Genomic DNA, 24,974 nt, shown 5'->3' with positions numbered 1-24,974 from the left:
CGCGCAATCTAACATGGCCGCAACGCCATGGCAAAGCAGGGACGATGACAGGAAGGATAAGGCACCCTACATCCAGTGAATGCCAGCTGCCCTTCCCGCCATCATCGAAAGCTGGTTCGCCGCGCGCGGCTGGCGCCCGCGCCGGCACCAGATGGATATGCTGGCAGCGGGGGAGAGTGGCGACCATGCGCTGCTGGTTGCCCCCACCGGCGCTGGCAAGACGCTGGCGGGTTTCCTGCCCAGTCTGGCCGACCTGATCCGCAACCCGACCGATCGATTGCACACGCTCTACGTCTCGCCCCTGAAGGCGCTGGCGGTCGACGTGCGGCGCAACCTGCTGACGCCGATCGAGGACATGGGCCTCTCCATCAGCGTTGAGACGCGCACTGGCGACACTCCATCCGATCGCAAGGCGCGGCAGCGCGTCCGCCCGCCGCATATATTGCTGACCACGCCCGAATCGCTCTCGCTGCTGCTCAGCTATCCCGACGCCGCCCTGCTTTTTTCGGACCTGAAGACGGTGATCGTCGATGAGGTTCATGCCTTCGCCACGCAAAAACGCGGGGATCTGCTGAATCTCTCTATGGCGCGTCTGCAGGCGATCAATCCCGCGCTGCGCCGCGTCGCCCTGTCCGCCACGGTCGCCGATGTAGACGCCTATCGGGCCTGGCTGGCACCCGATGGCGATATCGATACCGTGACGCCGGTGATGGGCGAAGCGGGCGCGGAACCCAATGTCGCGATCCTGATTCCCGAAGGCCGCGTGCCCTGGTCCGGCCATTCCGGCAAATATGCCGCGAAACAGGTGATGGCGGAGATTGAGGCGCGGCAGACGACCCTCGTCTTCTGCAACACGCGCGGCCTGGCCGAACTCATCTTTCAGGAACTCTGGTCGGTCAACGACGCCAATCTGCCGATCGCCATCCATCATGGCAGCCTGTCGATCGAAGCGCGGCGCAAGGTCGAATCGGCGATGGCGGCGGGCAAGCTGCGCGCCTTGGTGGCGACCGCCAGCCTCGACCTTGGGGTCGATTGGGGCAATGTCGATTGCGTCATTCAGATGGGGGCGCCCAAGGGCAGCTCGCGCCTGCTCCAGCGGATCGGGCGCGCCAATCATCGGCTCGACATGGCATCCGAAGCGATCCTGATCCCCGGCAACCGCTTCGAATATCTGGAGGCGCGCGCGGCTCTGGACGCGGTGGAGGCGGGCGAGCGTGATGCGGACGATTTTCGGCCCGGCAGTCTGGACGTGCTGGCCCAGCATGTGATGGGTCTGGCCTGCGCCGGCCCTTTCCGCGCGGAGGAATTGCTCGCGGAGGTGCAGTCCGCCACGCCCTATAGCGCGCTGACCCGCGAAGCCTTCGACCATGTGCTGCATTTTATCGAGGGCGGCGGCTATGCATTGCGCGCCTATGACCGGTTCAAGCGGCTGACGCAGGATGCCGATGGGACTTGGCGTGTCTCCCATCCACGCTTCATCCAGCAGCATCGCCTGAACGCCGGCATCATCGTCGATCAGCCCGCGCTGGTCGTGCGCTTCGCCAATGGGCGCAAGCTCGGCACGGTGGAAGAAGGCTTCGCCGCGCAGTTGCGCCCCGGCGATAGTTTCTTCTTCTCCGGCATGGCGCTGGAGGTGGTACGGATGGATACATCCGATCTGACCGTGCGCGCGACATCGAAACAGGCGCGGATCCCCAGCTGGGGCGGCACCCGCATGGCCATGTCCACCCGCCTCGCCGACCGGGTCCGCGCGTTTCTGGCCGACCCCGGTGCCTGGCACCGCTTCCCCGAGGATGTGCGCGAATGGCTGGAGATGCAAAAGCTACGCTCCTCCCTGCCCCAGCCCGGCCAGCTCCTGATCGAGACATTCCCCCATGAAGGGCGCCATTACCTCATCTGCTACAGTTTCGAAGGCTGGAATGCGCACCAGTCGCTCGGCATGTTGCTGACCCGGCGAATGGAGAGTCAGGGGCTGATGCCGCTCGGCTTCGTGTCCAACGATTATGCGCTGGCGGTCTATGGGCTAAAGCCCGTCACCGACCCGGCCAGTCTTTTCTCGGCCGATATTCTGGACCATGAATTTGTCGATTGGGTCGAACAGTCGAGCCTTTTGAAGCGCGCCTTCCGCGACGTCGCGGTGATTTCCGGCCTGATCGAGCGCCAGCATCCCGGCAAGCGCAAGACCGGGCGGCAGGTCACCTTCTCGACCGACCTCATCTACGACGTGCTGCGCAAATATCAGCCCGACCATCTGCTGCTCAAGGCGGCCTGGGCGGACGCGCGCGCCCGCATGACCGATGTCGGGCGGCTGGGCGACCTGATCGACCGGGCGAGCCAGACGATGCTGCATGTGACCCTGGACCGGGTCAGTCCGCTCGCCGTGCCGCTGCTGATCCTGATCGGCCGAGAACATGTCGCGCAGACGGCGGCCGAAGATGCGCTGTTGATGGAGGCCGAGGCATTGGTGGCGCAAGCGATGCGGGTGGATTGAGCCTTAACCGCCCAATCCGTTCATGGTCGCGAACGGATCGTCGGTCGCATCCTCGTTCCAGCGATATTCGGCGCGATGGGCGACCCAATGGGCCATGTCTTTCCCGTAAAGCTTGGCGATCAGGCCCAGCGCCATGTCCGTCCCCGCCGAAATGCCGGAGGAGGAGATATATTTGCCATCCTCTACCCAGCGCGCATGCGGAACCCATGCCACCTTGGCGCCCTGCGCCGTCGCCCATTTCCAGGCCATCTTGTTGCTGGTCGCCTTCACCCCGTCGATCAGGCCGGTCTTCGCCAGCAGGCCCGACCCCGTGCAGATCGTCGCGACCTGTGGCGTGGCCTGGGCGATGGCCTTGATCGATTCCATGAAGGCGGGATTGTTCACTTCCCGCCGCGTGCCGATGCCGCCGGGAATCATGACGATGTCCAGCTTCGGCGCATCGGCAAAGCCATAATCGGCCATCGCCTGCGGCCCCGCCCCGCTTTTGACCGGGCCAGCCTTGTCCGCGATCATCAGGATTTCGACGCGATCCTTCAACATGCCGAACATTTCCAGCGGACCGAACACGTCCAGCAGTTCGAACCCGTCGAACAAGAGCATGCCCAGCTTCTTCTTTGGGCCGCTGGGCGCTACGGGCGGCTGGATGCTGACCTGCGCGGCAGCCTCGCCGGACAGGCTCATTGTCGTCAGGGTCGCAGCGGCGATCAGCAGGTCACGGCGGGATGCGTCAACAGTCATGCTCTTGTCCCTTTCGACGGGCGTTTCAATCGACATAACGATCAGAATGAATCTTCCCGCATATCCTCTCGGATGCCACCACAGCCCTTCAGCGTGCCTTCGCCAAAAGCGATCTGCACCCGGTCGGACCAGATCGCATCGCTCATGCCATCGCTGCACGGCCCCTCGGTCGCAGTCATCGTAAAGCCATCGCCCAGATAGCGAATTGCCCGATCATCGCGTTCATGCACGATGCCGTATCGCAGCGGCCGATGGTCCGGCCGCTCCAACAGGGCGGTCGACCCGCGCACCGTCACCGCCCAGAAAGGCTCCGTCCCGATCGCCTGATAATCGGCGGGCGTTGGGCGCTGTGGGGGTGTTTCACGTGAAACCAAAGGCTTGGCTTCGGCTTGCGGCGTGGGTGCCGGCACAGGTAGCGGCGCGCTGCTTTCGTTTTCAACGCTATTGTTGATCGGCGCGGCGACGGTTGGCGTCGCTTCGGCCTTGTTGGCGGCTGGCTCTTCCTCTCCGCAGCCGCCCAGCAGCGCTAACGGAAGAAGCAGCCAGGCCCCTCTCATGCGCCGACGGCGTCCCGGCGGAAGCAATCGACCGCATGGTCGTTCACCATGCCGATCGCCTGCATCCAGGCATAGACGATGGTCGGCCCGACGAATTTGAAGCCGCGCTTTTTCAGATCCTTGGAAATCGCTTCGGACAGATCGGTCTTGGCCGGGAAATGCACCCCGTCATTGCGGATCGGCTGGCCGTCCACGAAAGCCCAGACATAGGCGGAAAAATCCTCGCCCGAATCGCGCATGGCGCAGAAAATCTGTGCGCCCCGGATCGTCGCCACGATTTTCGCGCGTGCCCGGACGATGCCGGGATCGCCCATCAATCGTTCGATATCGGCGTCGTCGAACGCCGCCACCTTGTCCGGATCGAATCCGGCAAAGGCGGCGCGGAACGTCTCGCGCTTGCGCAATATGGTGATCCAGGACAGGCCCGCCTGGAACCCCTCCAGCATCAGCATTTCCCAGAGCATGCGCGAATCACGCTCGGGCACGCCCCATTCCGCGTCATGATAGGCGCAATAAAGCGGGTCCGCCGCATTCACCCAGCTACAGCGTGGCAGTGCGGCGTCGCTCATGGCTCAAACGTCCAGATTGGCGACGTTGAGCGCATTGTCCTGAATGAACTCGCGGCGCGGCTCTACCACATCGCCCATCAGGCGCGTGAAGATTTCATCCGCGACGTCCGCCTGTTCGACCTCGACCCGCAGCATTGATCGATTGTCCGGGTCCAGCGTGGTTTCCCACAGCTGTTCCGCGTTCATTTCGCCCAGCCCCTTGTAGCGCTGGATGGCGAGGCCCTTGCGTCCGGCGGTCAGGATCGCGTCGAGCAACTCGCTCGGCCGCGTCACCATAGCGCCCTTGGTCGGTGCGGCGGGCAAGTCGTCGTCATTCGCCTCGGCCGCCAGCGCCTTGACCGTGATCAGGCGGCTGGGCGTCAGATAGCTGCCGGCATCCTCGGCCGCGATGCTGTGCAGCTTGCGCGCTTCGGCCGATCCGACGAAGCCGGCCTCGATCACATGATGGTCGGTGACGCCGCGCCACAGCCGCTGGAAGTGGAAGCCGCCCTCTTCGGCGACGCTGCCGGTCCAGCGTCCTTCGGCATCCTGCGCGCCCATCCAGGCGACGGTCGCGGCCAGCCGCTGCGCCTGCGAATCCGTCGACAATTCGGGATCGAGCGCACCGTTCAGGCTCAGCGCCTCGATGATCGCGGGATTATAGCGGCGCGGCACATAGCGCATCACTGCGCGCATGCGGCGGGCATGTTCGATCAGGCTGCGCAGATCTTCGCCGGTACGCGGTCCGCCACCGGTTTCCAGCGCCATCGATTCGACGCCATTGTCGACCAGATATTGCTCCAGCGCGGCTTCGTTCTTCAGATAGACTTCGGACCGGCCGCGCGTCGCCTTGTAGAGCGGCGGCTGGGCGATATAGAGATGCCCGCCTTCGATGATCTGCGGCATCTGCCGATAGAAGAAGGTCAGCAGCAGCGTGCGGATATGCGCGCCGTCGACATCGGCGTCGGTCATGATGACGATCTTGTGGTAGCGCAGCTTTTCCAGGTTGAAATCGTCGCGAATGCCGGTGCCCATCGCCTGGATCAGCGTACCGACTTCCTTGGACGAGAGCATCCGGTCGAAGCGCGCGCGCTCGACGTTCAGGATCTTGCCCTTCAGCGGCAGGATCGCCTGATTATGCCGGTTGCGGCCCTGCTTGGCCGAACCGCCGGCCGAATCGCCTTCGACCAGGAAGAGTTCGGACTTAGCGGGGTCGCGTTCCTGACAATCGGCCAGCTTGCCGGGCAGCGATGCGATGTCCATCGCGCCCTTGCGCCGGGTCAGTTCGCGCGCCTTCTTGGCGGCTTCACGGGCGGCGGCGGCGTCGATCACCTTCTGCACGATCATCTTGCCGTGCGCCGGGTTCTCCTCCAGCCACTCGGCCATCTTGTCGGCCATCAGGCTTTCGAGCGGCTGGCGCACTTCGGACGACACCAGCTTGTCCTTGGTCTGCGAGCTGAATTTGGGATCGGGCAGCTTGACCGACACGATGGCGGTCAGGCCCTCGCGCATATCCTCACCGGTGAGGGAGACTTTTTCCTTCTTCAGCGCACCCGACTTTTCCGCATAATTGTTGAGCGTACGGGTCAGCGCCGCGCGGAAGGCCGCCAGATGGGTGCCGCCATCGCGCTGCGGGATGTTGTTGGTGAAGCAGAGGACATTTTCATAATAGGAATCGTTCCACTCCAGCGCCACGTCGATTGTCACATCGTCGCGGGTGCCCGAAATCGCGATCGGCTCCGGCATCATGGCCGACTTGTTGCGGTCGAGATATTTCACGAAGGCCGCGATGCCGCCCTCGTAGAACAGCTCGACTTCCTTCTTCTCCTCATGGCGCGCATCGACCAGGAACAGGCGAACGCCGCTGTTGAGGAAGGCCAGCTCGCGATAGCGATGTTCCAGCTTCTCGAAATCAAACTCGATCTGGTTCTTGAAGGTGCCGCCGTCGCCGGGCGCCTTCTCGGTCGAGGCGAGGAAGGTGACGCGCGTCCCCTTCTTGCCGTCAGGCGCATCGCCCACGATCTTCAGCGGCGCGGTGGCATCGCCATAGGCGAAGCGCATCCAATGTTCCTTGCCGTCGCGCCAGATGTTGAGGTCCAGCCATTCCGACAGCGCGTTGACCACCGAAACACCCACGCCATGCAGGCCGCCCGACACCTTATAGGCATTGTCGTCGCTGGTATTTTCGAACTTACCGCCCGCATGCAGCTGGGTCATGATGACCTCGGCCGCCGACACGCCCTCTTCCTTGTGGATGCCGGTCGGAATGCCGCGGCCATTATCCTCCACGCTGACGGACCCGTCGGGATTCAGCGTGATGGTGATCAGGTCGCAATGCCCCGCCAGCGCTTCGTCGATCGCATTGTCGCTGACCTCGAACACCATATGGTGCAGGCCGCTGCCATCGTCGGTATCGCCGATATACATGCCCGGCCGCTTGCGGACCGCATCCAGCCCTTTGAGCACCTTGATGCTGTCGGCGCCATATTCATTGCTGTTGGGGGTGTTGACGGGTTCTTCGCTCATGACCCAGCATATAGGGAAAGGCGCCATGAAACTAAAGCGAAACATGGCACCTTCCGCTGGCATCCGGCGCAGTCTATCACGGCCTATATGCGTATCGTCCCTGCCTTGCTGATCCTGCCCCTGCTGGCCCTTGCGGGCTGTTCGCGCAGCAATGACGTTTACGAGGAATTGCCCAACAGCTCGCTGGCCGGCGCGCCGCGCGCGGACGTGACGGAAAGCCGCATGGACGCGCCGGTCGCGCGGCCCGTGACGATCGGGGAAGATGGCGCCCGGATGGATGCGTGCGGCGGCCTCGGCCAGGTAACTCGTGCCGGCGCAACTGGCCTCCCCCTGCGGGCAGCGCCCTTTGACGATGCAAAGCCATTGGCATCGCTGGCAGAGGGGCAGCGCGCCTTCATATGTACGCGCAGCATCGACCAGAAATGGTTGGGCGTGGTCGTGGTGCCTGCACCTGTAGACGGCGGCGACGTACAGGACTGCGGCGTCGCGTCCCCCGTGGAACGCAAACAGCCCTATGCCGGTCCCTGCGCCAGCGGTTGGGTCGCCAGCGCCTATATACGGTCGATCGCGGGTTGAGGGATCACTCGATCCCGGTGAAGACCAGCTTCTGCACGCGCCGCCCCGTATTCACTTCGGTCGCGTAGATATTGCCTTCGCTATCCGTGTCGATGCTGTGCAGCCAGGTGAATTGCCCCGCCTGCCGCCCGACCCGGCCGATCGCGCCCAGCACCCTGTGCGTCTTGCGCTCCAATATCCAGATGCGCCCGTTCATCATGTCTGCGACATACATATAGGTCTGCTGCGGATCGGATGAGAAGGCGATGTCGGTAACCGTATGGGTGCCGCCCGTCTCCGGCGCCACCGCGACATCCCGTACGAAGGTCAGGCCACCATCCTTCTGCCGCTTGAACAGCTGCGCACGGTTGTTGTTGCGGTCGCAGACATAGAGATGGCCGTCCTTCGTCGGCACCACGCAATGGACGATGCTGCCGAAAATCGCGGCCTGCGGGTCCGCCGTCTGGCTGGGGTCCACGGCATGGCTCTGGTCGAATGCCCCTTTCAGCACCGGTCCGCTGGGCGGCTTGCCATAGGCACCCCATCGCCCTTTATAGCCGCCGGTCTTGGCGTCGAAGCCGATGACGCGCCGGTTGGTATAGCCATCCGACATCAGCACCATGCCGTCCGAATGATTGACGTCGGACGGATTGCCCAGCTGGTCGGTAGCATCATTACCACCGGTCTTCTCGCGCCGCCCGAAGCTGCGGATAAACTGGCCCTCGGGACCATAATTCATGACCACATGGTCGCCGCTGCCATTGCCGCCGAACCAGACGCTGCCGGCCTTGTCCACGAAGATGCCATGCAGGCTGCTCGGCCACTGGCTGACGCCATCGATGGTCGGCGCGATCGCCGCCCCGCCCCAGCCGCCGATATAGCGGCCATCCTTGCCGAAGCGCACCACCGGCGGCGCCGGTTTGCAACAGGCGGCGATGGGCGGCGTTTGCGCCAGGCCGGTATCCGTTGCGGTCAGGCTATGGGGGCGATGCGCGACCCAGACCGAGTCGTCCGGCCCCACCGCCACGCCGCTCACCTGACCCAGCAGCAAGTCGTCGGGCATGGCTGGCCAGGCGGCATCGACCTTGAATCGAGGCATCTTCGTGCCGGCAGGTGCCACTTGTTCGAACGCCAGCGGGGCGAGCGCAGGCGCGTGCGGCCCCGACGCGGCGGTCAGCGGCAGGATCAGGATGGCGGCGAGGAAGGGGCGCATGGGGACGAAGGCTCCTTGATCGGGAAGATGTGCCGGATCATGCCCGTATGCCCACCCCGGTCAATGGCCAAATACCCAATTTTCAAAGAGAAAAGGACCGGCCGACGATAGAGGGCGTCGGCCGGTCAGGGGGCATCGCTTCAGGCCTGAGCCGGACGCTCTGCCGGGGCAATTCGAAAGAAGGGCAAGGCGTGATGCACGATCCAGCCGATCGTCGCGGCATAGAGGATGGTGCCCACCCCCACCGTGCCGCCTAGCATCCAGCCGATCGTCAGCACGGCGACCTCTATGCTGGTGCGCACCCATTTGACCGGCCAGCCGGTGCGCCGGCACAATCCCGTCATCAGCCCGTCGCGCGGCCCCGGCCCCATGCCCGCACCGATATAGGCGCCCCCGGCAATGCCGTTGAGGATGATGCCGGCGACCAGCCACAGGCCACGCATCGCATAGCCCTCCGGCGTCGGCAGGATCGCCAGCGACAGGTCCACCACCGTGCCGATCACCACGATATTGGCGATCGTGCCGATGCCCGGCCGTTGCCGAAGTGGCCACCAGAGCAGCAGCACGACGGTGCCGATCAGATTGACCGTCATGCCGAAGCTGAGGCCCAGACGCGGGGCCAGACCCTGATTGAGCACATCCCAGGGCGACAGGCCCAGATTGGCGCGCAGCATCAGCGCCATGGAAAAGCCGTAGAGGCAAAGGCCCCAGAAGAGCTGCCAAAAGCGAGGCGCGTGGAGGCGGTACATCATGGAAGGGCTTATTCCGCATAATTGGCCTTTTCCAAAAGGACCAATCTGGCATAAATGGCATCGCATTATCCCCGAGTCTGGAATGACCGCCATGTCCACTTCGCTCCTCCGACCCCCGTCCCTCCTCCGCCTGCTGGGCGCCTGGCGCGCGCAGGACAGCGCGGAACCCGCCTATCGCCAACTGGCGCAGGCGTTGCGGATGCTGGTGCTGGACGGGCGCGTGGGCCTCAACGTCCGCCTGCCGGGCGAGCGCGAACTGGCCGCTGCGCTCGGCCTGTCCCGCACCACCGTCGCTGCCGCCTTCGACCGGCTGCGGGATGAAGGCTATCTGGAGAGCCGGCAGGGATCGGGCAGCGTCACGCGTCTGCCTGCCGGCAATGGCGACATGCCGCCGGATGAACGCGATATCGGGGGCAGCAGCGGCAATTTGCTCAACTGGACCCATGCCGCCCTGCCCGCCGCGCCCGGCGTTGCGCGGGCCTATGCCCATGCGGTGGAGGCGTTGCCGGCCTATCTGGCCGATCTGGGCTATGATCCGCTGGGCATCGCTGTGCTGCGTCGCGCGATCGCCGCCCATTATGAACGGCGCGGCTGCCCCACCCATCCCGATCAGATCATGGTCACCAACGGCGCGCAGCAGGGCTTTTCGCTGCTGCTCAAATGGCTGGCCGGGCCGGGCGACCGGGTGGTGATCGACCATCCGACCTATCATAATGCGATTCAGGCGTTGCAACGCGCCCATGTCGTGCCGGTGCCGGTCGGCCTGCCTGCGCAGGGCTGGGATGTCGACGCCATGGAGGCCGCCTTCCGCCAGACCTCGCCCCGCTTCGCCTATGTCATCGCCGATTTCCACAATCCGACCGGGCGCAGCATGGACCCGGCCACCCGCCGCGCGCTGGTCGCCGCCGCCACGCGCAGCCACACGCCGCTGATCCTCGATGAAACGATGGTGGCGATGGGCCTCGATTTCGCGCCGCCGCCGCCCGTGGCCATGCACGATCCGTCTGGGCGGCAGGTCATCACGCTTGGATCGGCCAGCAAGATCTTCTGGGGCGGCCTTCGCGTCGGCTGGATTCGCGCCGATCCGCAGACGGTCGCGGCGCTCGGCCGCCTGCGCACGACGATGGACATGGCCAGCCCGGTTGTGGAGCAGATCGCCGTCGCGCAGCTGATCGACGCCGATGTGGGCCTTGGCGAACGGGCCGGCATGTTGCGGGCACGGCGCGACCATCTGCTGGGATTGATCGAACGGCGCCTGCCCCATTGGCGGGTCGAATCGCCGGCGGGTGGCCTGTCGCTCTGGGCCGAATTGCCGCGCGCGGAGGCGACGGCGCTGGCCGCGCTGGCCGAAAGTCTGGGTGTCCGCATCGCCGCCGGCCCGCGGTTCGGCGTCAGCGGCGCGTTCGAGCGCTTCATGCGCCTCCCCTTCACCCTGCCCGAAGACCAGCTGGAGGCCGGGGTGGAGCGCCTGGTCGAGGCCGACGCCCGCCTCCACGCCCGCATGCCCAAGGGCCGCGATTCCCTCGCCATGGCGCTGGACGCGGATCGATTGATTTAAGATGCTGCTGTTCCCCGGCGCAGGCCGGGGTCCAGTATCGACGCAGGAACTGGACCCCGGCCTGCGCCGGGGAACGACGTTAAAAAAGCCGCGCTGGATGAACCAGCGCGGCTTTTTTTATGCAGAAGAAGCCGGCCTTACGCCGCCGTCTTGCTCGCCTTGTAGCGTTCGATCGCTTCCAGGGTGATCTGCTTGGCGTCTTCCGCCCCGCCCCACGTACCGATGCGCACCCACTTGGTCTTTTCCAGATCCTTATAGTGGGTGAAGAAATGCTCGATCTGCTCCATCACGATGCCGGGCAGGTCGTCCTTCTCACTGATATTGGAATAATAAGGGAAGGTCTTGTCGTCCGGCACGCAGACCAGCTTTTCGTCGCCGCCCGCTTCATCTTCCAGGTTCAGCACGGCGATCGGGCGCGCGCGCACGACGGAGCCGGGGACGAAGGGCGAACGGGCGATGACCAGCGCGTCCAGCGGATCGCCATCGGGCGACAGCGTGTGCGGGACGAAGCCGTAATTCGCCGGATAGCGCATTGGCGTGTGCAGAATGCGGTCCACGAACAGCGCGCCGCTGGCCTTGTCGAACTCATATTTCACCGGCTCGCCGCCGACGGGGACTTCGATGATGACGTTCAGGCTGTTTGGCGGATCGTCGCCGACCGGGATCAGTTCGATGTTCATGGAAACGCCTTTTGCTTCATGTTGCGTTGTGGATGGCTTTAGGTTCTGGCTTTGAGCAGCTTGTCGAGGCTGCCTTCACCCTCTCCCGTCTTTTCCAGGCGCGGATAGCGCAGGCCACCTGAATAATCGAGTGTCAAAGTGCGATAATACTTGTCCTGCTTTAGGATGATCTGGACCGGCGTCTTGGCCTTGATCGCGGCCTTCCACACGTCGCCCGAAAACTCGTCGCCATTGACCGCCAGGATCTTGGCGCCTGTCACCAGACCGGCCTTGAACGCCGCGCTGTCCCAGATGACGCCGCTGACTTCGCCGTCATTCTTGACGATCGCGCCGATGCCGAAACTCTGGTCGACCATCTTGTTGGCGCCCTCGGCCGCCTTGGTGATCGCGCCCGGCTCTTCGCCATAGACCAGCTTGTATCCGCCCAGGATGAAGCCACCCTTGGGGGTTTCCTTGGTCGTGCTGTCCACATATTTCTGGAAGAAACCGGCCCAGTCATAAGGGGCGATATCGTTCAGCGTCTTGATCACGTCGCCGCGATTATAGACGACCTGCCCCCAATCGCCCGGATTGATCCCGAAGAATGCCTTGGCGAAATCGTCCAGGCCCTTCTTGCCGCGCGTCGCCTTGGCAATGATCGCGTCGGCCTCCAGCCAGATCATCAGGCCTTCATTGTAATAATCTTCCGACCGCTGCCAGCTGGTCCAGCCCTTGGGCCGGCGGGCGGAGATGACGGGATCGAGGGTCGTGTCTTCCATGGCACGCCACTGGCGGCCGACCGCCGTGTCCAGCTTGGCCGCGATCTGGGCATAGGCGTCCAGCGTTTCCTGCTTGCTGAACATGCCCGACCGCGCGCCCAGCACATAGCCCCAGAATTGCGTCTGCCCTTCATAGACCCACAGAAGATTATCCTGCATCGGCACGTTGAAATCGGGCGTCCACAAAAGGTCGGGGCGGCGGAATTTGCCGTCCCAGCTATGGGTGAATTCATGCGGCAACAGGTTGCGGTCCAGCAGCGCCTCGCCCTTGTCCCAGCTCTTGAAATAGCCCGGCTCGACCTGATTCTCGGAAGAACGATGATGCTCCAGCCCGATGCCGCCCATTTCGTCGGTGATGGCCAGCAGGAAGTCGTAGTGATTGAAATGATAGGTGCCGAACAGCGAGCCGGCCTCGGCGACCAGCTTCTTGTGCTTGGCGATCTGCTCGGGCTTATAGTCCAGCTCGTCGGCATCGTCGGCGACCAGGTTCAGCGTCACATTGCTGCCCAGGTCCACCGCCTTGAAATGGGTGCCGGCAAATACCGGCGAATCCTGTAACGCTTCATAGTCGATGGTTTCATAGGCAACGGCATTGCCGCTCTTCGTACCGCGCAGCGCGGTCGCCGCCTGCCAGCCGGCGGGATAGGTCACGGTCGGCTGGATCGGGATCTGCCGCGTATAATAGCCCGCGGGATAGAGCGACACGCTTTCCCATTGGATGTTCAGCATCTTGGGCGTCACCACCACACGGCCCTGATTGGGCTGGGTCGCGGACAGGAACTGGAACTGCGCGACGACTTGCGTCGCGCCCTGCGGCACGTCGATGGTGAAGGCAAAGACGTTCAGCGGATCGCGCTTCCAGGCGACAGTCTGGCCATTGACGGTAAAGGTCAGGCCGGTCAGCTTTTCGATCTGCCCGCGCGGCGCATGATTGCCCGGCAGCCAGGCCGGCATCATCAGCGTCAACGGACCGGCAGCGGCGACCGGGATGGTCTCCTTCACGCGGAAGATGCGCTGGACCGTATCGGTCGCATCGACCTCCAGCTTGATGGTGCCGCCCGGATAGGGGATGTCCTTTGGTGCAGGTGCGCCGCTGTCGACGGGCAGGGCGGTCGGCTTGGACCGGATTGCGTCCTGCGCGAAAATGGGGCTGGCAATGGCCGTGGAAAGGCAAAGGGCGGCAGCGATGCTGCGGATCATGAAGGTCTCCAGAAGTTTGGCGGGGCCGGACAGCCCTTATGCCTTTAGCATGGCGAGGGAGGACGGCGGCGTCCACCCCCTGATGGGCGCCCATAAAAAGCGCGTTTCCAAGGGGGTGAATTGCCGTTAAAGGCGCTGCCCCATGGCGAAGATCGAAACCCCGCGTCCGGTACGCGGCACACAGGACATGTTGGGCGGCACGGCCGAGGCGTTTGCGGAGCGGTTCGCCCATGTAGTGGCGACGTTCGACCGGGTGCGCAAACTCTACGGTTTTCAGCGGGTTGAAGTGCCCGTGTTCGAATCCACCGCCGTCTTCGCGCGGTCGCTGGGCGAAAGCACCGACGTCGTCTCGAAGGAGATGTACACGTTTACGGATCGCGGCGGCGACAGCATCACCCTGCGCCCCGAATTTACCGCCGGCATCAGCCGCGCCTATATCACCGAAGGCTGGCAGCAATTTGCGCCGCTCAAGGTCGCGACCCACGGGCCATTGTTCCGCTACGAACGCCCGCAAAAGGGCCGCTTCCGCCAGTTCCATCAGCTCGACGCCGAAATCCTGGGCGCGGGCGAACCGGGCGCGGACGTGGAACTGCTGGTGCTGGCCGACCAGTTGCTCAAGGAACTGGGCGTGTCCGAAGGCGTGACGCTCAACCTCAATACGCTGGGCGACGGGCCGAGCCGCGACGCCTGGCGCGCCGCGCTGATCGCGCATTTCGAGGCGCATAAGGATCAACTGTCGGAAGACAGCGTGGAACGGCTCGCCAAGAACCCGCTGCGCATCCTGGACAGCAAGGATCCGCGCGATCGCCCGGTCGCCGACAGCGCGCCGGATATCGACGCTTACCTCACCGACGAGGCGCGCAGCTTCTTCGAAAAGGTGACGAGCGGCCTCGACGCTGCCGGCGTGGCCTGGGAACGCAATGCCCGGCTGGTGCGCGGCCTCGATTATTATCGCCACACCGCGTTCGAATTCATCACCGACCGTCTGGGCGCACAGGGCACCGTGCTGGGCGGCGGCCGCTATGACGGGTTGATCGAAAATCTGGGTGGTCCTTCCACCCCGGCGGTCGGCTGGGCGGCGGGGATCGAGCGGCTGGCGATGCTGATCGACATGCCCGCCATCGACAAGCCGACTGTGGTGCTGATCCCCATGGGCGAAGCCGCCGAAACGAAGGCGACCGGCATCATCGCCGATCTGCGCCGTGCCGGTGTCGCCTGCGACATGGGCTATCGCGGCAATATGAAAAAGCGGATGCAGCGCGCCAATGCGTCGGGCGCCGCCTGGGCCATCATCCTGGGCGACGACGAACTGGCAAAGGGGGAGGCTGCCGTGCGTAACCTGGGTACCGGCGAGCAGCAGGCCGTCCGGCTGGATGCCTTGATCGGGACGGTCACGGCGCTCTGATGCATATTTCCGCCGAACGCATCGCGCAGATCGAGGCGCGCCGGGATGAGGTGCAGGCGGCGATGACGCGCGCCGACCTCGCGCCCGAAGCGTTCGTGCGGCTGTCGAAGGAATATGCGGAGATCGAGCCGGTCGCCCGCGCCGCGCATGAAGTGCGCCGCCTGCGGCAGGAGCTGGCCGCGCTCGACGTGATGGCCGGTGGCGGCAACGATCCCGACGCCGATCCGCTGATGCGCGAAATGGCGCAGGAGGAAATGCAGCTGATCCGCAGTCAGCTGCCCGATGCCGAACGGGCGCTGGCGCTGCAATTGCTGCCCCGCGACGCGGCCGATGCGCGCCCCGCCATGCTGGAAATCCGTGCCGGCACCGGCGGCGACGAAGCGGCTTTGTTCGCCGGCGACCTGTTCCGCATGTATCAGCGCTATGCCGACGCGCAGGGTTGGAAGATGGAGCTGCTCTCCGCCAATGCGTCGGAACAGGGCGGGTTCAAGGAAGTCGTCGCCAGCGTCAACGGCACCGGGGTCTTCGCCAAGCTGAAATTCGAAAGCGGCGTCCACCGCGTCCAGCGCGTCCCCGCGACCGAAAGCGGCGGCCGTATCCACACCAGCGCGGCGACCGTCGCCATCCTCCCCGAACCGGAGGAAGTGGACGTGCAGATCGCCGATAGCGACCTCAAGATCGACATCTACCGCGCATCGGGTGCTGGCGGCCAGCATGTCAACACCACCGATTCCGCCGTGCGCATCACCCACCTTCCCAGCGGCATCGTGGTCACGCAGCAGGACGAACGGTCGCAACACAAGAACAAGGCGAAGGCGATGCAGGTGCTGCGCGCCCGCATCTACGAAGCCGAACGCGAACGCACCCACAGCGAACAGGCCGGCGCGCGCAAGGCGATGGTCGGGTCGGGCGACCGGTCCGAACGCATCCGCACCTATAATTTCCCGCAGGGCCGCGTCACCGATCACCGCATCAACCTGACCCTGCACCGCCTGCCCGAAATCCTGGAAGGACCGGGCCTGTCGGAAGTCATCAACGCGCTGGTCGCCGAGGATGAAGCGGCACGACTGGCCCAGCTGGACGGCGTGAATTGAAGCCCCTTCTTACCCCCTCCCTCTCAGGGAGGGGGCAGGGGGTGGGTGCGCCGCGTAGCGGCGTCTCAACCTTTCAGCTAAAAGATATGCTCGCTCCGCTCGCGACCCACCCCCAGCCCCTCCCTGGAAGGGAGGGGCGATGATGACCATCCCCGACGCCCTGCGCGCGGCCACTGTCCAACTCGCTGTCGCAAGCGACACCGCGCGCCTCGACGCCGAATTGTTGATGGCCCATGCGCTGGGCCTCTCGCGCGGCGACATGCTGTTGCGCCAGCGCGACCTGACCGCCCCCGATGCCTTCGCCGGACTGCTCGCTCGCCGACTGGATGGCGAACCGATCGCCCATATCACCGGCATGCGCGATTTCTGGACGATCAGCCTGACCGTCACGCCCGACACCTTGATCCCCCGCCCGGATAGCGAAACGCTGATCGAAGCTGCGGTCGATCATTTCGCCGGCCGCACGCCCACGGCCATCCTCGATCTCGGCACCGGCTCCGGCGCGCTGTTGCTTGCGGCGCTTGCGCAATGGCCGCAGGCGAGCGGGCTGGGCATAGACGCCTCGCCCCCCGCCCTCGCCGTGGCGCAGGGCAATGCGGCGCGGCTGGACATGGCGGACCGCGCCGCCTTCAGCCTCGGCGACTGGGCGCAGGATGTGGATGGCGCCTTCGACCTGCTGCTCATCAACCCGCCCTATATCGTCGCCGACCTCGCTTTGTCGGGCGACGTGCTGCGCGAACCGGCCAGCGCGCTCTTTGCCGGGGCCGATGGTCTGGAAGATTATCGCCGCATCGCGCCCGACCTGCCGCGCCTGATCGCGCCGGGCGGCATGGCGGCAATCGAAATCGGCTATGATCAGAAGGACAGCGTCTCGGCCCTGTTGCATAAACAGGGGCTCAGTGTCGCCGCTCGGTGCGATCTGGCAGGGCATGATCGCTGCCTCATCGCCACCCATCCCGCCTGAACAAGGGTTGATTTACCATCGGACAAGCGAAAATTGCTTGGTTTATCCGTGGAAAGCCATTACATCGACTACAGGAACGGCTCTATCTTGTGACATGATCGTTTAGATCGTTGATAGAAAAGGCCGATTTTCTGCTCCTTATAGTCATGACGGCGCTCGCTGCGCAGGCGCCGGTGGCAGCTGGGGGAATGATCCGAAGGATCATGCCTGGCGGAGCCGTATACGGCCTGAAGAGCAGGCTGTGCTTGGGGATGGCGACTGAACAGTGTTTTCAGTGAATTTTGTCATAGCGAACGCAAGGATCATATCTTGATCAACAACCGGCAGGCCGGTCGCCGCAATCGCGGCCGGAACAATAATAACAACGGACGTCCCAACAGCAACAATCGGGGCGGTGGCGACAACGGTAACCGCATCGACAACCGCGCGCGCGGCAACGCGACCCAGCTTCTTGAGAAATACAAGAATATGGCGCGCGATGCCCAGATGGCGGGCGACCGGGTCAATGCCGAATATTATCTGCAATTTGCCGATCATTATTTCCGCGTGCTCGCCGACAACCGCGCCCGCCAAGAGGAGCAGCAGCAGCGCTACCGCCCTCGTGAAGAAGGCAATTTCGACGAGGATGGTGACGATTTCGACACTGGCTTCGACGGCAATGACGATTTCCGCACTGACGCGCAGCCGCAATATGACCGCACGCCGCGCGACCAGAGCCAATATGACCGCGCCCCGCGCGACCAGGGGCAGCGTGATCAGGGCCAGCGCGAACAAGGTCAGCGCGATCAGGGCCAATATGATCGTGCCCCGCGCGATCGCGCCGATCGCCAGGGCCAGGGTCAGGAAGAAGGCCGTGAAGCCCGCGAGCCGCGCGATCATCAGCGCGACAATCGTGATGGCCGTGGCCCGCGCAACAACGACCGCCGCGACAGTCCCCGTCGCGACCGCTTCGTGGCGGATGGCGACGCGCCGCAGCAGGAAATGGGCGTAGAAGGCCCGGCCGGCAATCCGGCGATCGACGCGCCACAGCCCGCGCCCAAGCCCAAAGCGCAGATCCGTCCGCGCGCCGAAGCGCAGCCGGCCGCCGCCGCCGCTACGCCGGACGCCGCCGAGGCGGAAGCGCCCCGCGCCCGTCGCGGTCGCCCGCGCAAGGTCGTGGTTGAGGAAAGCAATGAGGGTTTCGATCTGGCGGTCCTGCCGCCCTCGATCGCCCGTGCCGACAATGATGCCGAAACGGCTGAGGAAGCGCCCAAGAAGCGTACCCGCCGTCCCCGTGCGGCGACCGAAGCCGCCGAATAAGCGATCGGAAAATGAGAAACAGGGGGGCGGTGCCATCAGGTGCCGCCCCCTTTTTCGTGGCGCTCATCTTTTCGCGGCGATATGGCAAAGCCGGCTTTGCAACTGGCTCGCAATCCGGCAGAAGGTCTTCACATATCTGGAGAGTTGCCGATGAAAGCCGCGCACCTGCTGTCCCTGCTGCTGACCGCCCTCCCCGCCTCCGCCTTGGCCCAGGGCCAGAGCGCAGCCGACCCTACCGGCGCCACGGCGCAGGGCGATGTGGCCGTCACCATCTATAATGGCGGCCAGTCGCTGGTGCAGGACGACCGGCAATTGCCGATGACCGCCGGCCGCAACCGCATCGAATTTCCCGACGTATCCGCCCGCATCCGCCCCGAAACGGTCAACCTGTCCGGTCCCGGCCTCGCCATAGTCGAACAGAATTTCGACTATGACCTCCTCTCCCCCGACAAGCTGATGGACAAGGCGGTCGGGCAGGAGGTGACCCTCGTCCGCACCAATCCGGCAACCGGTGCGGAAACGCGGGAGCGGGCCAAGATATTGGCGGCCAATGGCGGCATCGTGCTGCAAATCGGCACCCGGATAGAAGTGCTGCGCGACGATGGCCTGCCGGTGCGCGTGGTGTTCGACCGTGTGCCCGCCAATCTGCGCGCCCGCCCGACCCTGTCGGTCACGGTGCAGGCGGATCGCGCCGGTACGGTCCCCGCCCGCCTCTCCTACCTCACGCCCAATCTAGGCTGGACCGCCGATTATGTCGCCCTGTTCGACGCGGCGAAGGGCGCGATGGACATGCAGGGCTGGGTCACGCTCACCAACAATACCGGCACGACCTTCACCAATGCGAAGACGATTCTTGTCGCGGGCAATCCGGCCAATGGGGGCGGCCGCTCCAACTGGTGGCAGGGGTCGAGCGGTGCGATCGATCAGGCGGGCACCGAAAGCGGCCCGCGCGAACGGCTGGGCGACTATTATCTCTATCCGCTGGCGGCCCGCACCACGATCGCCAACGCCCAGCAGAAACAGGTCAGCTTCCTCGACGTGAAGGGCGCTCCGGCCCGCGCCACCTATGAATATGTCAATGGCTGGCTCGGCAGTTCCGCCGAACCGATGAGCGCGTCGAGCGTCCTCAAATTCTCGACGTCCAAGGATGGCGGGCTGGGCGATCAACTGCCCGCCGGCACGATCCGCGTCTATATGCGCGACGCGCGCGGCAACCCGCAATTCATCGGCGAAAACAGCATCGATCATACGCCGATGGGCTCCTCCATGGCACTGCGCACCGGCGAAGCCTTCGACGTCAAGGTCCGCCCAACCGTGGAACAGCGCACGAAAAAGGGCGGCAGCCGCTGGGAAACCAGGATGCGCTACACGCTGACCAACGCCCGGCCCGAAGCGGTGACGATCGACCTGGCGCAACAGGGCCTATGGGGCGACACCCGCGTCACTGCCCAGAGTCTGGGGGGCCAGAGTCCGGGGGGGCAAAGTCTGGAGGGCAAACGCATCTCGGCCGACCGGATGGAATGGAGCGTCCCGGTGCCCGCCAACGGCACGGTGGATCTCAGCGTCACCTTCGATTCGCGCTACTGACCGGAGCGGCGCCCGCGTGTCGCGACTCCTGATCTTCTTCCTCTTCTGGGCGATCGCGCTGCCGGTTCAGGCCGGCACGGTCGTTTCCCCGCGCGCCGATTCGGTATCCGTCACCGTCTATCGCGCACCGGGCCGGGCAAAGGGGCCGATCAGCCGCAACTGGCCGGGCGGCTATGCGCTCGTCACCGAGATTCGCGACGTGGACCTGCCTCAGGGCGAATCGACGATCCGGTTCGAGGGTGTCGCCGAAGGGCTGATGCCCGAAACCGCGATCCTGGCCGGCATGCCGCACGGTGTGCGCGAAAAGAATCGCGACGCCCGCCTCCTCTCGCCCGCCGGACTGGTCGACGCCTATCTCAAGCGCAGCGTCACCCTGCGCCGCACCGATCGCAAGACCGGCAAGGTGACGGAGCAGGAGGCGATCATCAGCGCCGGGCCGATGGGCGGCGTCATCGTCCAGACGGCGCAGGGTTATGAGGCGCTGGGGTGCAGCGGCTTCCCCGAACGCATGCTCTATCCTCGCGCGCCCGCCGACCTGTCGCCGCGCCCGACCCTGTCGGTGATCGCGAGCAGCGACCGGCCCACCCGCGCGCGGCTCGAACTCACCTATCTGGCCGAAGGGTTCGACTGGGCCGCCAACTATGTCGCCGACATGGAGGAGGATGGCAAAACTCTCGACCTGATGGCCTGGCTGACGGTCGCCAATGGCGGCGTCACCGGTTTTGCCGACGCGCAGCTGAACGTCATCGCCGGTCAGCCCAACAAGCAACGCCGCGGCGTACGGCCCCGCCCGACCGGCGGCCCGCTGCGCCTGCAATGCTGGCCGATGGACATCACCAGCACCCATCCTGCGTGGGAACTCTTCCCAGTCCAGCAGGCCGAACCGATGATGATGGACGGCGCGCAGGAAATCATGGTGACGGCGCAACGCAGCACGAATCGTCTGTTCGTACCGATGCCGGTGGCAGCGCCCCCGCCCCCACCGCCGCCTCCCCCACCACCGCCGCCGCCGCCCGAGGATGTCGGCGACCTCAAACTCTATCGCGTGCCCGTCACCGTCGATGTCGCGGCCAAGGCGCAGAAGCAGGTCGCGCTGCTCCGCCAGTCGGATGTGAAGGTCGAACGCCTCTATGCCGCGACCATCGGCTATGGTGACGGCACGGGCGACATGCGGCCGATGACGCTGCGGCTACGCTTGCAGAATCGCAAGGAAGACGGGCTTGGCCTCGCCATGCCATCGGGCCAGATCGCGGTGTTCGAACCGATCGCGGGGATGCGCCTGCTGGCCGGTGAAGCCGATATTGGCGACAAGGCGGAGGGCGAACGTGTCGATTACGATCTGACCGCCAGCCCGGACGTCCGCATCGGCGCACGCACGACCGCCCAATCGCGCAAGAGTCGCGACTGGATCCTGACGCTCAGCAATGCCCGCTCTTTCCCGATTCTGGCGGAAGTTACCATCCCCCACGACATCAGCCCGCGGCCGAAAGATATGGAACGGCGCGGCAATGACTGGATCTGGCGCGTGACGGTGCCCGCCAACGACAAGATCGCCTGGTCCTACCGCGAAGCGCTGCGGCAGTAAGCAAGCCACACCACCAAGATCCGTTCGCTTCGAGCGAAGTCGAGAAGCCGCTAGGGCGGCGCTGACGTCACCCTGCTTCAGAAACTCAGACCACAGGCAGCGGACGAGGCCGATGCTGCGCGTCCAGCGCGACGAACGTATAGACGCCGCTGGTCAGCACCACTTCCTCCAATCCGATGCCGCGCGTCGCCACCACGTCGATACGGATCGCGACCGACGTGCGCCCGCGCCGCTCTTCGGTCGCATAGACGGACACGACATCGCCCAGCAGGATCGGCGTGATGAACGTCATGCTCTCGATCGCCACGGTGGCCACGGCGCCCTGCGCGATCCGCGCCGCGACGATGCCGCCGGCAATGTCCATCTGGCTCAGCACCCAGCCGCCGAAAATATGGCCATTGGCGTTGATGTCGGTCAGATGCGGGACCAGCCGCAACACCACCTCGCCCCGATCCGCGCCCGTCTCCGTCTCAATCGTCAAGCGGCACCTCGTCCTTCGCCCTGTCCATCACCTGTTCGTCATGCCCGGTCCCGCTGGACAGAAAGGACAGCGCCATCAATCCGGTGCCCAGCATGAAGGTCAGCCATACGCCCAAAATCGTGGCGATCACCATATGTATCGGCAGTTCGCCCGACCGCTGATGCAGGAAGAACAGCGCGATCCCTACACACACGGCACCACCCAACGCCATCCACGCCATGATGCGCCGGAACCGCGCCCAGGCGGTCGCGGCAATAAGTGGATCGTCCAGGGCCTGTTTGCGCGTCATCCCTTTATTTTGCGCGTCGAAAGTGGGATCATCAAGCGTCCATGGGAAATGTCTCAGACAATGGAGAGTGGTCATGACCATCGCAGCGATTTTGCAGGGCAAGAACGACGTCATCAGCGTGCATCCGGACGATAGCGTGCAATCCGTCGTGCAACTGCTCGCGGACCGACGAATCGGCTGTGTCCCGGTGGTCGACAATGGCCAGGTGGTCGGCATCTTCTCCGAACGCGACCTCGTCTATCGCGTCGCGAAGGACGGACCGGCGGCGCTGGACCACAGCGTGGGGGAAGTGATGACCACGCCCGCCATCACCATCGCCGACGATACACCTGTCATCCACGGCCTGTCGCTGATGACCAAGCGGCGCATCCGCCATCTGCCGGTGGTGGTCGACGGCGCGCTGGTGGGCATGATTTCGATCGGCGACCTCGTCAAATATCGCATCGACAGCATCGAATCGGAAGCCGCCTCGCTGCGCGACTATATTCAGACGGCGTGAGGAAGACGGCAGGGCGCTCGCTTTACGCGGGCGCCTGCACCGGCGGCGCCCGGCGAACCACCAATGCCACCAACTCCATCACCGTCCCCCGTGCGCACAGCATCAGCGCGGCAAGGAAGGCCAGTCCGCCCGCCGGCACCAATATGGCAAGTCGCACCGGCGCAGCCAGCGGCGGCAACAGGCGATCGACGATCATCACCATCCCGGCCATCAGCACGGCGCATCCCAAGCCCGGCGCCGCGGCGCGAATCAGATCGGCGAATCGCAATCCCATCGGCCCGCCGGCCAGCCATGCGGTCACGCCTGTCAGCACGGGGAAAGCCGCCAGCCAGGCCCAGGCCAGCCCGATCGCGCCGAACTGGATGCCGATCAGGAAAGCGATCGGCATCAGCACCGCACCTACCGCCGCGACCCGCGCGGTGGTGCCGGGCCGGCCCAGCGCATTGCTGACCGGCGCGAACATCACCTGTAAAGTCATGAAGGGCATGGCCAGCGCCAGGATCGCGACGAAGGGCGCCATTTCCAGCCATTTCTGCCCGAACAAAGTCTCGACCAGCGGCTCCGCCGTCACCGCCATGCCCAGGTAAATGGGACAGGTCAGCAGCAGCAGCAGCTTTACCGCCTTGCAGAAGGACCAGGCTACCCGGCTCACATCCTTCTGCATCCGCGCATAAGCGGGGAAGGCGACGTCGTTGAGCGGCGGCACGAATTTGCTGACGAAAATCTGGGTCAGGAACAGCGCTTCGGCATAGAGGCCCAGCTGGTACGGCTTCAACACCCGGCCGCCGATGAAGATATCGGCCTGGCTCTGCACGATCCAGAATAGCTGGCCGCCCAACAGCGACGCGCCATAGGCGACCATTGCGCCGGTGCCGCGAAAATCGAAACTGGGGACGGGCTTGAACCCGGTGGCGATGACATAGCCCACCGCCTTGACCCAGAAACCCGCGATCGGCGCCCACACCAAAGTCCACACGCCCCAGCCCGACAGCGCGCCGGTCAGCGCCATCGCGGCGGAGGCTATGGCGGCGATCAGGTTGACCAGAGCCGGCCGCTTGAAATCCAGCGCCCGGCCCATGATCGCCTCGGGCACGGAAATGAAGGGCGTGGACAGATAGAGCAGGGCCTGCACCCGCAGCAGGTCGGCGACCATCGGCTGCGCATAATAATCGGCGGCCAGCGGCGCGATGGCCAGTTGCAGCAGGGCCAGCGCGCCATTGAGCAACAGCATGATGGTAAAGGCCTGCCGCAACCGGTGCGGCTCGACCTTGTCCGACTGCACGAGCGCGCTCACCAGCCCATAGCCGTTCAGGAAGGTGGCGAAATTCAATATCACTTGGGTCATGGCGAACAGGCCATAATCTTTGGGGTCGAGCAGCCGGATGACGGCCAGCGTCACGACCCAGCTCATCATCTGCGACAGGATCTGGCTGCCCGATCGCCAGAAGATGGCACTCCTGATGCGTGCGCCGAAACCCGCGTCATTCGCGTCGGCATCCTGCAATGTCATTGGGTTACCATTCCTGTCCCTATAGCGCCGTGGAACAGGCTTTATCCGCTAACCCCCAAAAAAATGTGAAACAAAAATGCAAAAAGGGTTTGACGGTTCAGGCTGACCCACCTAGAGGGCTTTTCACCGGACGGGACGACGCCACTGCGGCGCTGGACTGGATGGTCGCCAACATAGACGGACACTGTTCCCCCAGACGCAAGGAAGGGGTTGGATGGTTGTCCGCCAAAACTTGTCGGTGGTTCTTTGACATTGTCGGTTAGATGAAGGGACATGTGGGCGGCGGCTCCGGTCTGGTACGGCTTTCAGGCGTATCGTGATCGGTTAAATTAGGCCGTTCCTTATTGGAGCCCGCTGAGCTTGCTTGGTGGGTTGTCTATATGTCTCAATATATTCCACTAGAATATATTGTGCAGGAATGGCTCCTGAAAATGAGCGGTATGTGTTGGCCCTATTCCGGCTGGCACGTATCGGACATCAAACTTGAGAGTTTGATCCTGGCTCAGAACGAACGCTGGCGGCATGCCTAATACATGCAAGTCGAACGAGATCTTCGGATCTAGTGGCGCACGGGTGCGTAACGCGTGGGAATCTGCCCTTGGGTTCGGAATAACGTCGGGAAACTGACGCTAATACCGGATGATGACGAAAGTCCAAAGATTTATCGCCCAGGGATGAGCCCGCG

The 24,974-nt window shown here is 64.5% G+C and carries 21 protein-coding genes and 1 rRNA gene; 11 read left to right on the top strand and 11 right to left on the bottom strand.

Translation table 11 applies throughout. The features are described 5' to 3' along the window. Nucleotides 1-79 precede the first annotated feature (79 nt). On the top strand, nucleotides 80-2,491 hold the full coding sequence (locus tag F4U94_RS07835; protein WP_120251383.1) for a ligase-associated DNA damage response DEXH box helicase: 2,412 nt from the start codon (nucleotides 80-82) through the stop codon (nucleotides 2,489-2,491). A 3-nt stretch (nucleotides 2,492-2,494) separates the two neighbouring features. Here F4U94_RS07835 and F4U94_RS07830 read toward each other — a convergent pair whose 3' ends face one another. Genes F4U94_RS07830 through gyrB form a run of 4 tightly spaced genes read right to left on the bottom strand, consistent with a single transcriptional unit; the run spans nucleotide 2,495 to nucleotide 6,860 of the window. Then, complete coding sequence (locus F4U94_RS07830) at nucleotides 2,495-3,229, bottom strand: DJ-1/PfpI family protein (protein ID WP_120252251.1); 735 nt, start codon at nucleotides 3,227-3,229, stop codon at nucleotides 2,495-2,497. 41 nt (nucleotides 3,230-3,270) lie between these two features. Further along, nucleotides 3,271-3,786, bottom strand: coding sequence for a membrane-like protein (locus tag F4U94_RS07825; RefSeq protein ID WP_120251384.1), 516 nt, complete (start codon nucleotides 3,784-3,786; stop codon nucleotides 3,271-3,273). Beyond that, nucleotides 3,783-4,355 (bottom strand): DNA-3-methyladenine glycosylase I, encoded by a 573-nt coding sequence (locus tag F4U94_RS07820; RefSeq protein WP_120251385.1) that lies wholly within the window; start codon nucleotides 4,353-4,355, stop codon nucleotides 3,783-3,785. Before F4U94_RS07820 ends, F4U94_RS07825 begins: the two co-directional genes overlap by 4 nt. A gap of 3 nt (nucleotides 4,356-4,358) precedes the next feature. Further along, nucleotides 4,359-6,860: a DNA topoisomerase (ATP-hydrolyzing) subunit B gene (gene gyrB / locus F4U94_RS07815; RefSeq protein WP_120251386.1), complete on the bottom strand. Its 2,502-nt coding sequence runs from the start codon at nucleotides 6,858-6,860 to the stop codon at nucleotides 4,359-4,361. Between the two features lie 87 nt (nucleotides 6,861-6,947). On the opposite strand from gyrB, the gene F4U94_RS07810 reads away from it, so the two are divergent. Continuing rightward, on the top strand, nucleotides 6,948-7,436 hold the full coding sequence (locus F4U94_RS07810; RefSeq protein WP_120251387.1) for a hypothetical protein: 489 nt from the start codon (nucleotides 6,948-6,950) through the stop codon (nucleotides 7,434-7,436). Between the two features lie 4 nt (nucleotides 7,437-7,440). Here the strand turns inward: F4U94_RS07810 and F4U94_RS07805 are convergent, their stop codons facing one another. Together F4U94_RS07805 and yczE are read right to left on the bottom strand one after the other, a co-directional pair. Next, nucleotides 7,441-8,628, bottom strand: coding sequence for an NHL repeat-containing protein (locus F4U94_RS07805; RefSeq protein ID WP_120251388.1), 1,188 nt, complete (start codon nucleotides 8,626-8,628; stop codon nucleotides 7,441-7,443). Between the two features lie 140 nt (nucleotides 8,629-8,768). After that, complete coding sequence (yczE, locus tag F4U94_RS07800; RefSeq protein ID WP_120251389.1) at nucleotides 8,769-9,380, bottom strand: membrane protein YczE; 612 nt, start codon at nucleotides 9,378-9,380, stop codon at nucleotides 8,769-8,771. A gap of 91 nt (nucleotides 9,381-9,471) precedes the next feature. On the opposite strand from yczE, the gene yczR reads away from it, so the two are divergent. Continuing rightward, nucleotides 9,472-10,938, top strand: a complete 1,467-nt coding sequence (gene yczR / locus F4U94_RS07795; RefSeq protein ID WP_150411887.1) for a MocR-like transcription factor YczR — start codon at nucleotides 9,472-9,474, stop codon at nucleotides 10,936-10,938. A 137-nt stretch (nucleotides 10,939-11,075) separates the two neighbouring features. On the opposite strand, the gene ppa is transcribed toward yczR, so the two are convergent. Beyond that, nucleotides 11,076-11,618: an inorganic diphosphatase gene (gene ppa / locus F4U94_RS07790; protein ID WP_120251390.1), complete on the bottom strand. Its 543-nt coding sequence runs from the start codon at nucleotides 11,616-11,618 to the stop codon at nucleotides 11,076-11,078. A 38-nt stretch (nucleotides 11,619-11,656) separates the two neighbouring features. Further along, a complete protein-coding gene (locus F4U94_RS07785; RefSeq protein ID WP_120251391.1) occupies nucleotides 11,657-13,576 on the bottom strand; it encodes a M61 family metallopeptidase in 1,920 nt (639 codons plus the stop codon). Nucleotides 13,577-13,718: 142 nt separating this feature from the next. Between F4U94_RS07785 and hisS the strand changes: the two genes are divergently transcribed. The 6 genes from hisS to F4U94_RS07755 all read left to right on the top strand — a co-directional run bounded on the left by hisS (nucleotide 13,719) and on the right by F4U94_RS07755 (nucleotide 21,510). Then, on the top strand, nucleotides 13,719-14,981 hold the full coding sequence (gene hisS, locus F4U94_RS07780) for a histidine--tRNA ligase (protein WP_120251392.1): 1,263 nt from the start codon (nucleotides 13,719-13,721) through the stop codon (nucleotides 14,979-14,981). Then, entirely contained in the window at nucleotides 14,981-16,075 is a 1,095-nt protein-coding gene (gene prfA, locus F4U94_RS07775) for a peptide chain release factor 1 (RefSeq protein ID WP_120251393.1), read from the top strand. Before hisS ends, prfA begins: the two co-directional genes overlap by 1 nt. 142 nt (nucleotides 16,076-16,217) lie before the next feature. Next, on the top strand, nucleotides 16,218-17,039 hold the full coding sequence (gene prmC / locus F4U94_RS07770) for a peptide chain release factor N(5)-glutamine methyltransferase (protein ID WP_120251394.1): 822 nt from the start codon (nucleotides 16,218-16,220) through the stop codon (nucleotides 17,037-17,039). A 309-nt stretch (nucleotides 17,040-17,348) separates the two neighbouring features. Beyond that, nucleotides 17,349-18,338: a DUF4167 domain-containing protein gene (locus tag F4U94_RS07765; RefSeq protein ID WP_150411886.1), complete on the top strand. Its 990-nt coding sequence runs from the start codon at nucleotides 17,349-17,351 to the stop codon at nucleotides 18,336-18,338. Nucleotides 18,339-18,488: 150 nt separating this feature from the next. Beyond that, nucleotides 18,489-19,925 carry a DUF4139 domain-containing protein gene (locus tag F4U94_RS07760; protein ID WP_150411885.1) on the top strand — a complete coding sequence of 479 codons (1,437 nt, stop codon included), beginning with the start codon at nucleotides 18,489-18,491 and terminating at the stop codon, nucleotides 19,923-19,925. Between the two features lie 16 nt (nucleotides 19,926-19,941). Then, a complete protein-coding gene (locus F4U94_RS07755) occupies nucleotides 19,942-21,510 on the top strand; it encodes a DUF4139 domain-containing protein (RefSeq protein ID WP_120251396.1) in 1,569 nt (522 codons plus the stop codon). 85 nt (nucleotides 21,511-21,595) lie between these two features. On the opposite strand, the gene F4U94_RS07750 is transcribed toward F4U94_RS07755, so the two are convergent. Next, nucleotides 21,596-21,985, bottom strand: coding sequence for an acyl-CoA thioesterase (locus F4U94_RS07750; protein ID WP_120252253.1), 390 nt, complete (start codon nucleotides 21,983-21,985; stop codon nucleotides 21,596-21,598). Next, nucleotides 21,981-22,280, bottom strand: a complete 300-nt coding sequence (locus F4U94_RS07745) for a hypothetical protein (protein ID WP_120251397.1) — start codon at nucleotides 22,278-22,280, stop codon at nucleotides 21,981-21,983. The genes F4U94_RS07750 and F4U94_RS07745 overlap by 5 nt, the downstream gene beginning before the upstream one ends. 73 nt (nucleotides 22,281-22,353) lie before the next feature. On the opposite strand from F4U94_RS07745, the gene F4U94_RS07740 reads away from it, so the two are divergent. Further along, nucleotides 22,354-22,779 carry a CBS domain-containing protein gene (locus F4U94_RS07740; RefSeq protein WP_120251398.1) on the top strand — a complete coding sequence of 142 codons (426 nt, stop codon included), beginning with the start codon at nucleotides 22,354-22,356 and terminating at the stop codon, nucleotides 22,777-22,779. Nucleotides 22,780-22,801: 22 nt separating this feature from the next. On the opposite strand, the gene F4U94_RS07735 is transcribed toward F4U94_RS07740, so the two are convergent. Next, on the bottom strand, nucleotides 22,802-24,289 hold the full coding sequence (locus tag F4U94_RS07735; RefSeq protein WP_120251399.1) for a lipopolysaccharide biosynthesis protein: 1,488 nt from the start codon (nucleotides 24,287-24,289) through the stop codon (nucleotides 22,802-22,804). A 479-nt stretch (nucleotides 24,290-24,768) separates the two neighbouring features. Here F4U94_RS07735 and F4U94_RS07730 point away from each other — a divergent pair. Continuing rightward, nucleotides 24,769-24,974 (top strand): 16S ribosomal RNA (locus F4U94_RS07730); the annotation flags it as partial.

The organism is Sphingobium limneticum (assembly GCF_008710155.1).
GTDB lineage: Bacteria > Pseudomonadota > Alphaproteobacteria > Sphingomonadales > Sphingomonadaceae > Sphingobium > Sphingobium limneticum.
The sequence above is the reverse complement of the archived record's forward strand: the minus strand, read 5'-3'. Positions and strand labels throughout refer to the sequence as shown.

Bases quoted from the DNA above. Each gene is read 5' to 3' on its own strand.
- F4U94_RS07835 (WP_120251383.1), top strand. From the start codon at position 80: ATGCCAGCTGCCCTTCCCGCCATCATCGAAAGCTGGTTCGCCGCGCGC.
- F4U94_RS07830 (WP_120252251.1), bottom strand. From the start codon at position 3,229: ATGACTGTTGACGCATCCCGCCGTGACCTGCTGATCGCCGCTGCGACC.
- F4U94_RS07825 (WP_120251384.1), bottom strand. From the start codon at position 3,786: ATGAGAGGGGCCTGGCTGCTTCTTCCGTTAGCGCTGCTGGGCGGCTGC.
- F4U94_RS07820 (WP_120251385.1), bottom strand. From the start codon at position 4,355: ATGAGCGACGCCGCACTGCCACGCTGTAGCTGGGTGAATGCGGCGGAC.
- gyrB (WP_120251386.1), bottom strand. From the start codon at position 6,860: ATGAGCGAAGAACCCGTCAACACCCCCAACAGCAATGAATATGGCGCC.
- F4U94_RS07810 (WP_120251387.1), top strand. From the start codon at position 6,948: ATGCGTATCGTCCCTGCCTTGCTGATCCTGCCCCTGCTGGCCCTTGCG.
- F4U94_RS07805 (WP_120251388.1), bottom strand. From the start codon at position 8,628: ATGCGCCCCTTCCTCGCCGCCATCCTGATCCTGCCGCTGACCGCCGCG.
- yczE (WP_120251389.1), bottom strand. From the start codon at position 9,380: ATGATGTACCGCCTCCACGCGCCTCGCTTTTGGCAGCTCTTCTGGGGC.
- yczR (WP_150411887.1), top strand. From the start codon at position 9,472: ATGTCCACTTCGCTCCTCCGACCCCCGTCCCTCCTCCGCCTGCTGGGC.
- ppa (WP_120251390.1), bottom strand. From the start codon at position 11,618: ATGAACATCGAACTGATCCCGGTCGGCGACGATCCGCCAAACAGCCTG.
- F4U94_RS07785 (WP_120251391.1), bottom strand. From the start codon at position 13,576: ATGATCCGCAGCATCGCTGCCGCCCTTTGCCTTTCCACGGCCATTGCC.
- hisS (WP_120251392.1), top strand. From the start codon at position 13,719: ATGGCGAAGATCGAAACCCCGCGTCCGGTACGCGGCACACAGGACATG.
- prfA (WP_120251393.1), top strand. From the start codon at position 14,981: ATGCATATTTCCGCCGAACGCATCGCGCAGATCGAGGCGCGCCGGGAT.
- prmC (WP_120251394.1), top strand. From the start codon at position 16,218: ATGACCATCCCCGACGCCCTGCGCGCGGCCACTGTCCAACTCGCTGTC.
- F4U94_RS07760 (WP_150411885.1), top strand. From the start codon at position 18,489: ATGAAAGCCGCGCACCTGCTGTCCCTGCTGCTGACCGCCCTCCCCGCC.
- F4U94_RS07745 (WP_120251397.1), bottom strand. From the start codon at position 22,280: ATGACGCGCAAACAGGCCCTGGACGATCCACTTATTGCCGCGACCGCC.
- F4U94_RS07740 (WP_120251398.1), top strand. From the start codon at position 22,354: ATGACCATCGCAGCGATTTTGCAGGGCAAGAACGACGTCATCAGCGTG.
- F4U94_RS07735 (WP_120251399.1), bottom strand. From the start codon at position 24,289: ATGACATTGCAGGATGCCGACGCGAATGACGCGGGTTTCGGCGCACGC.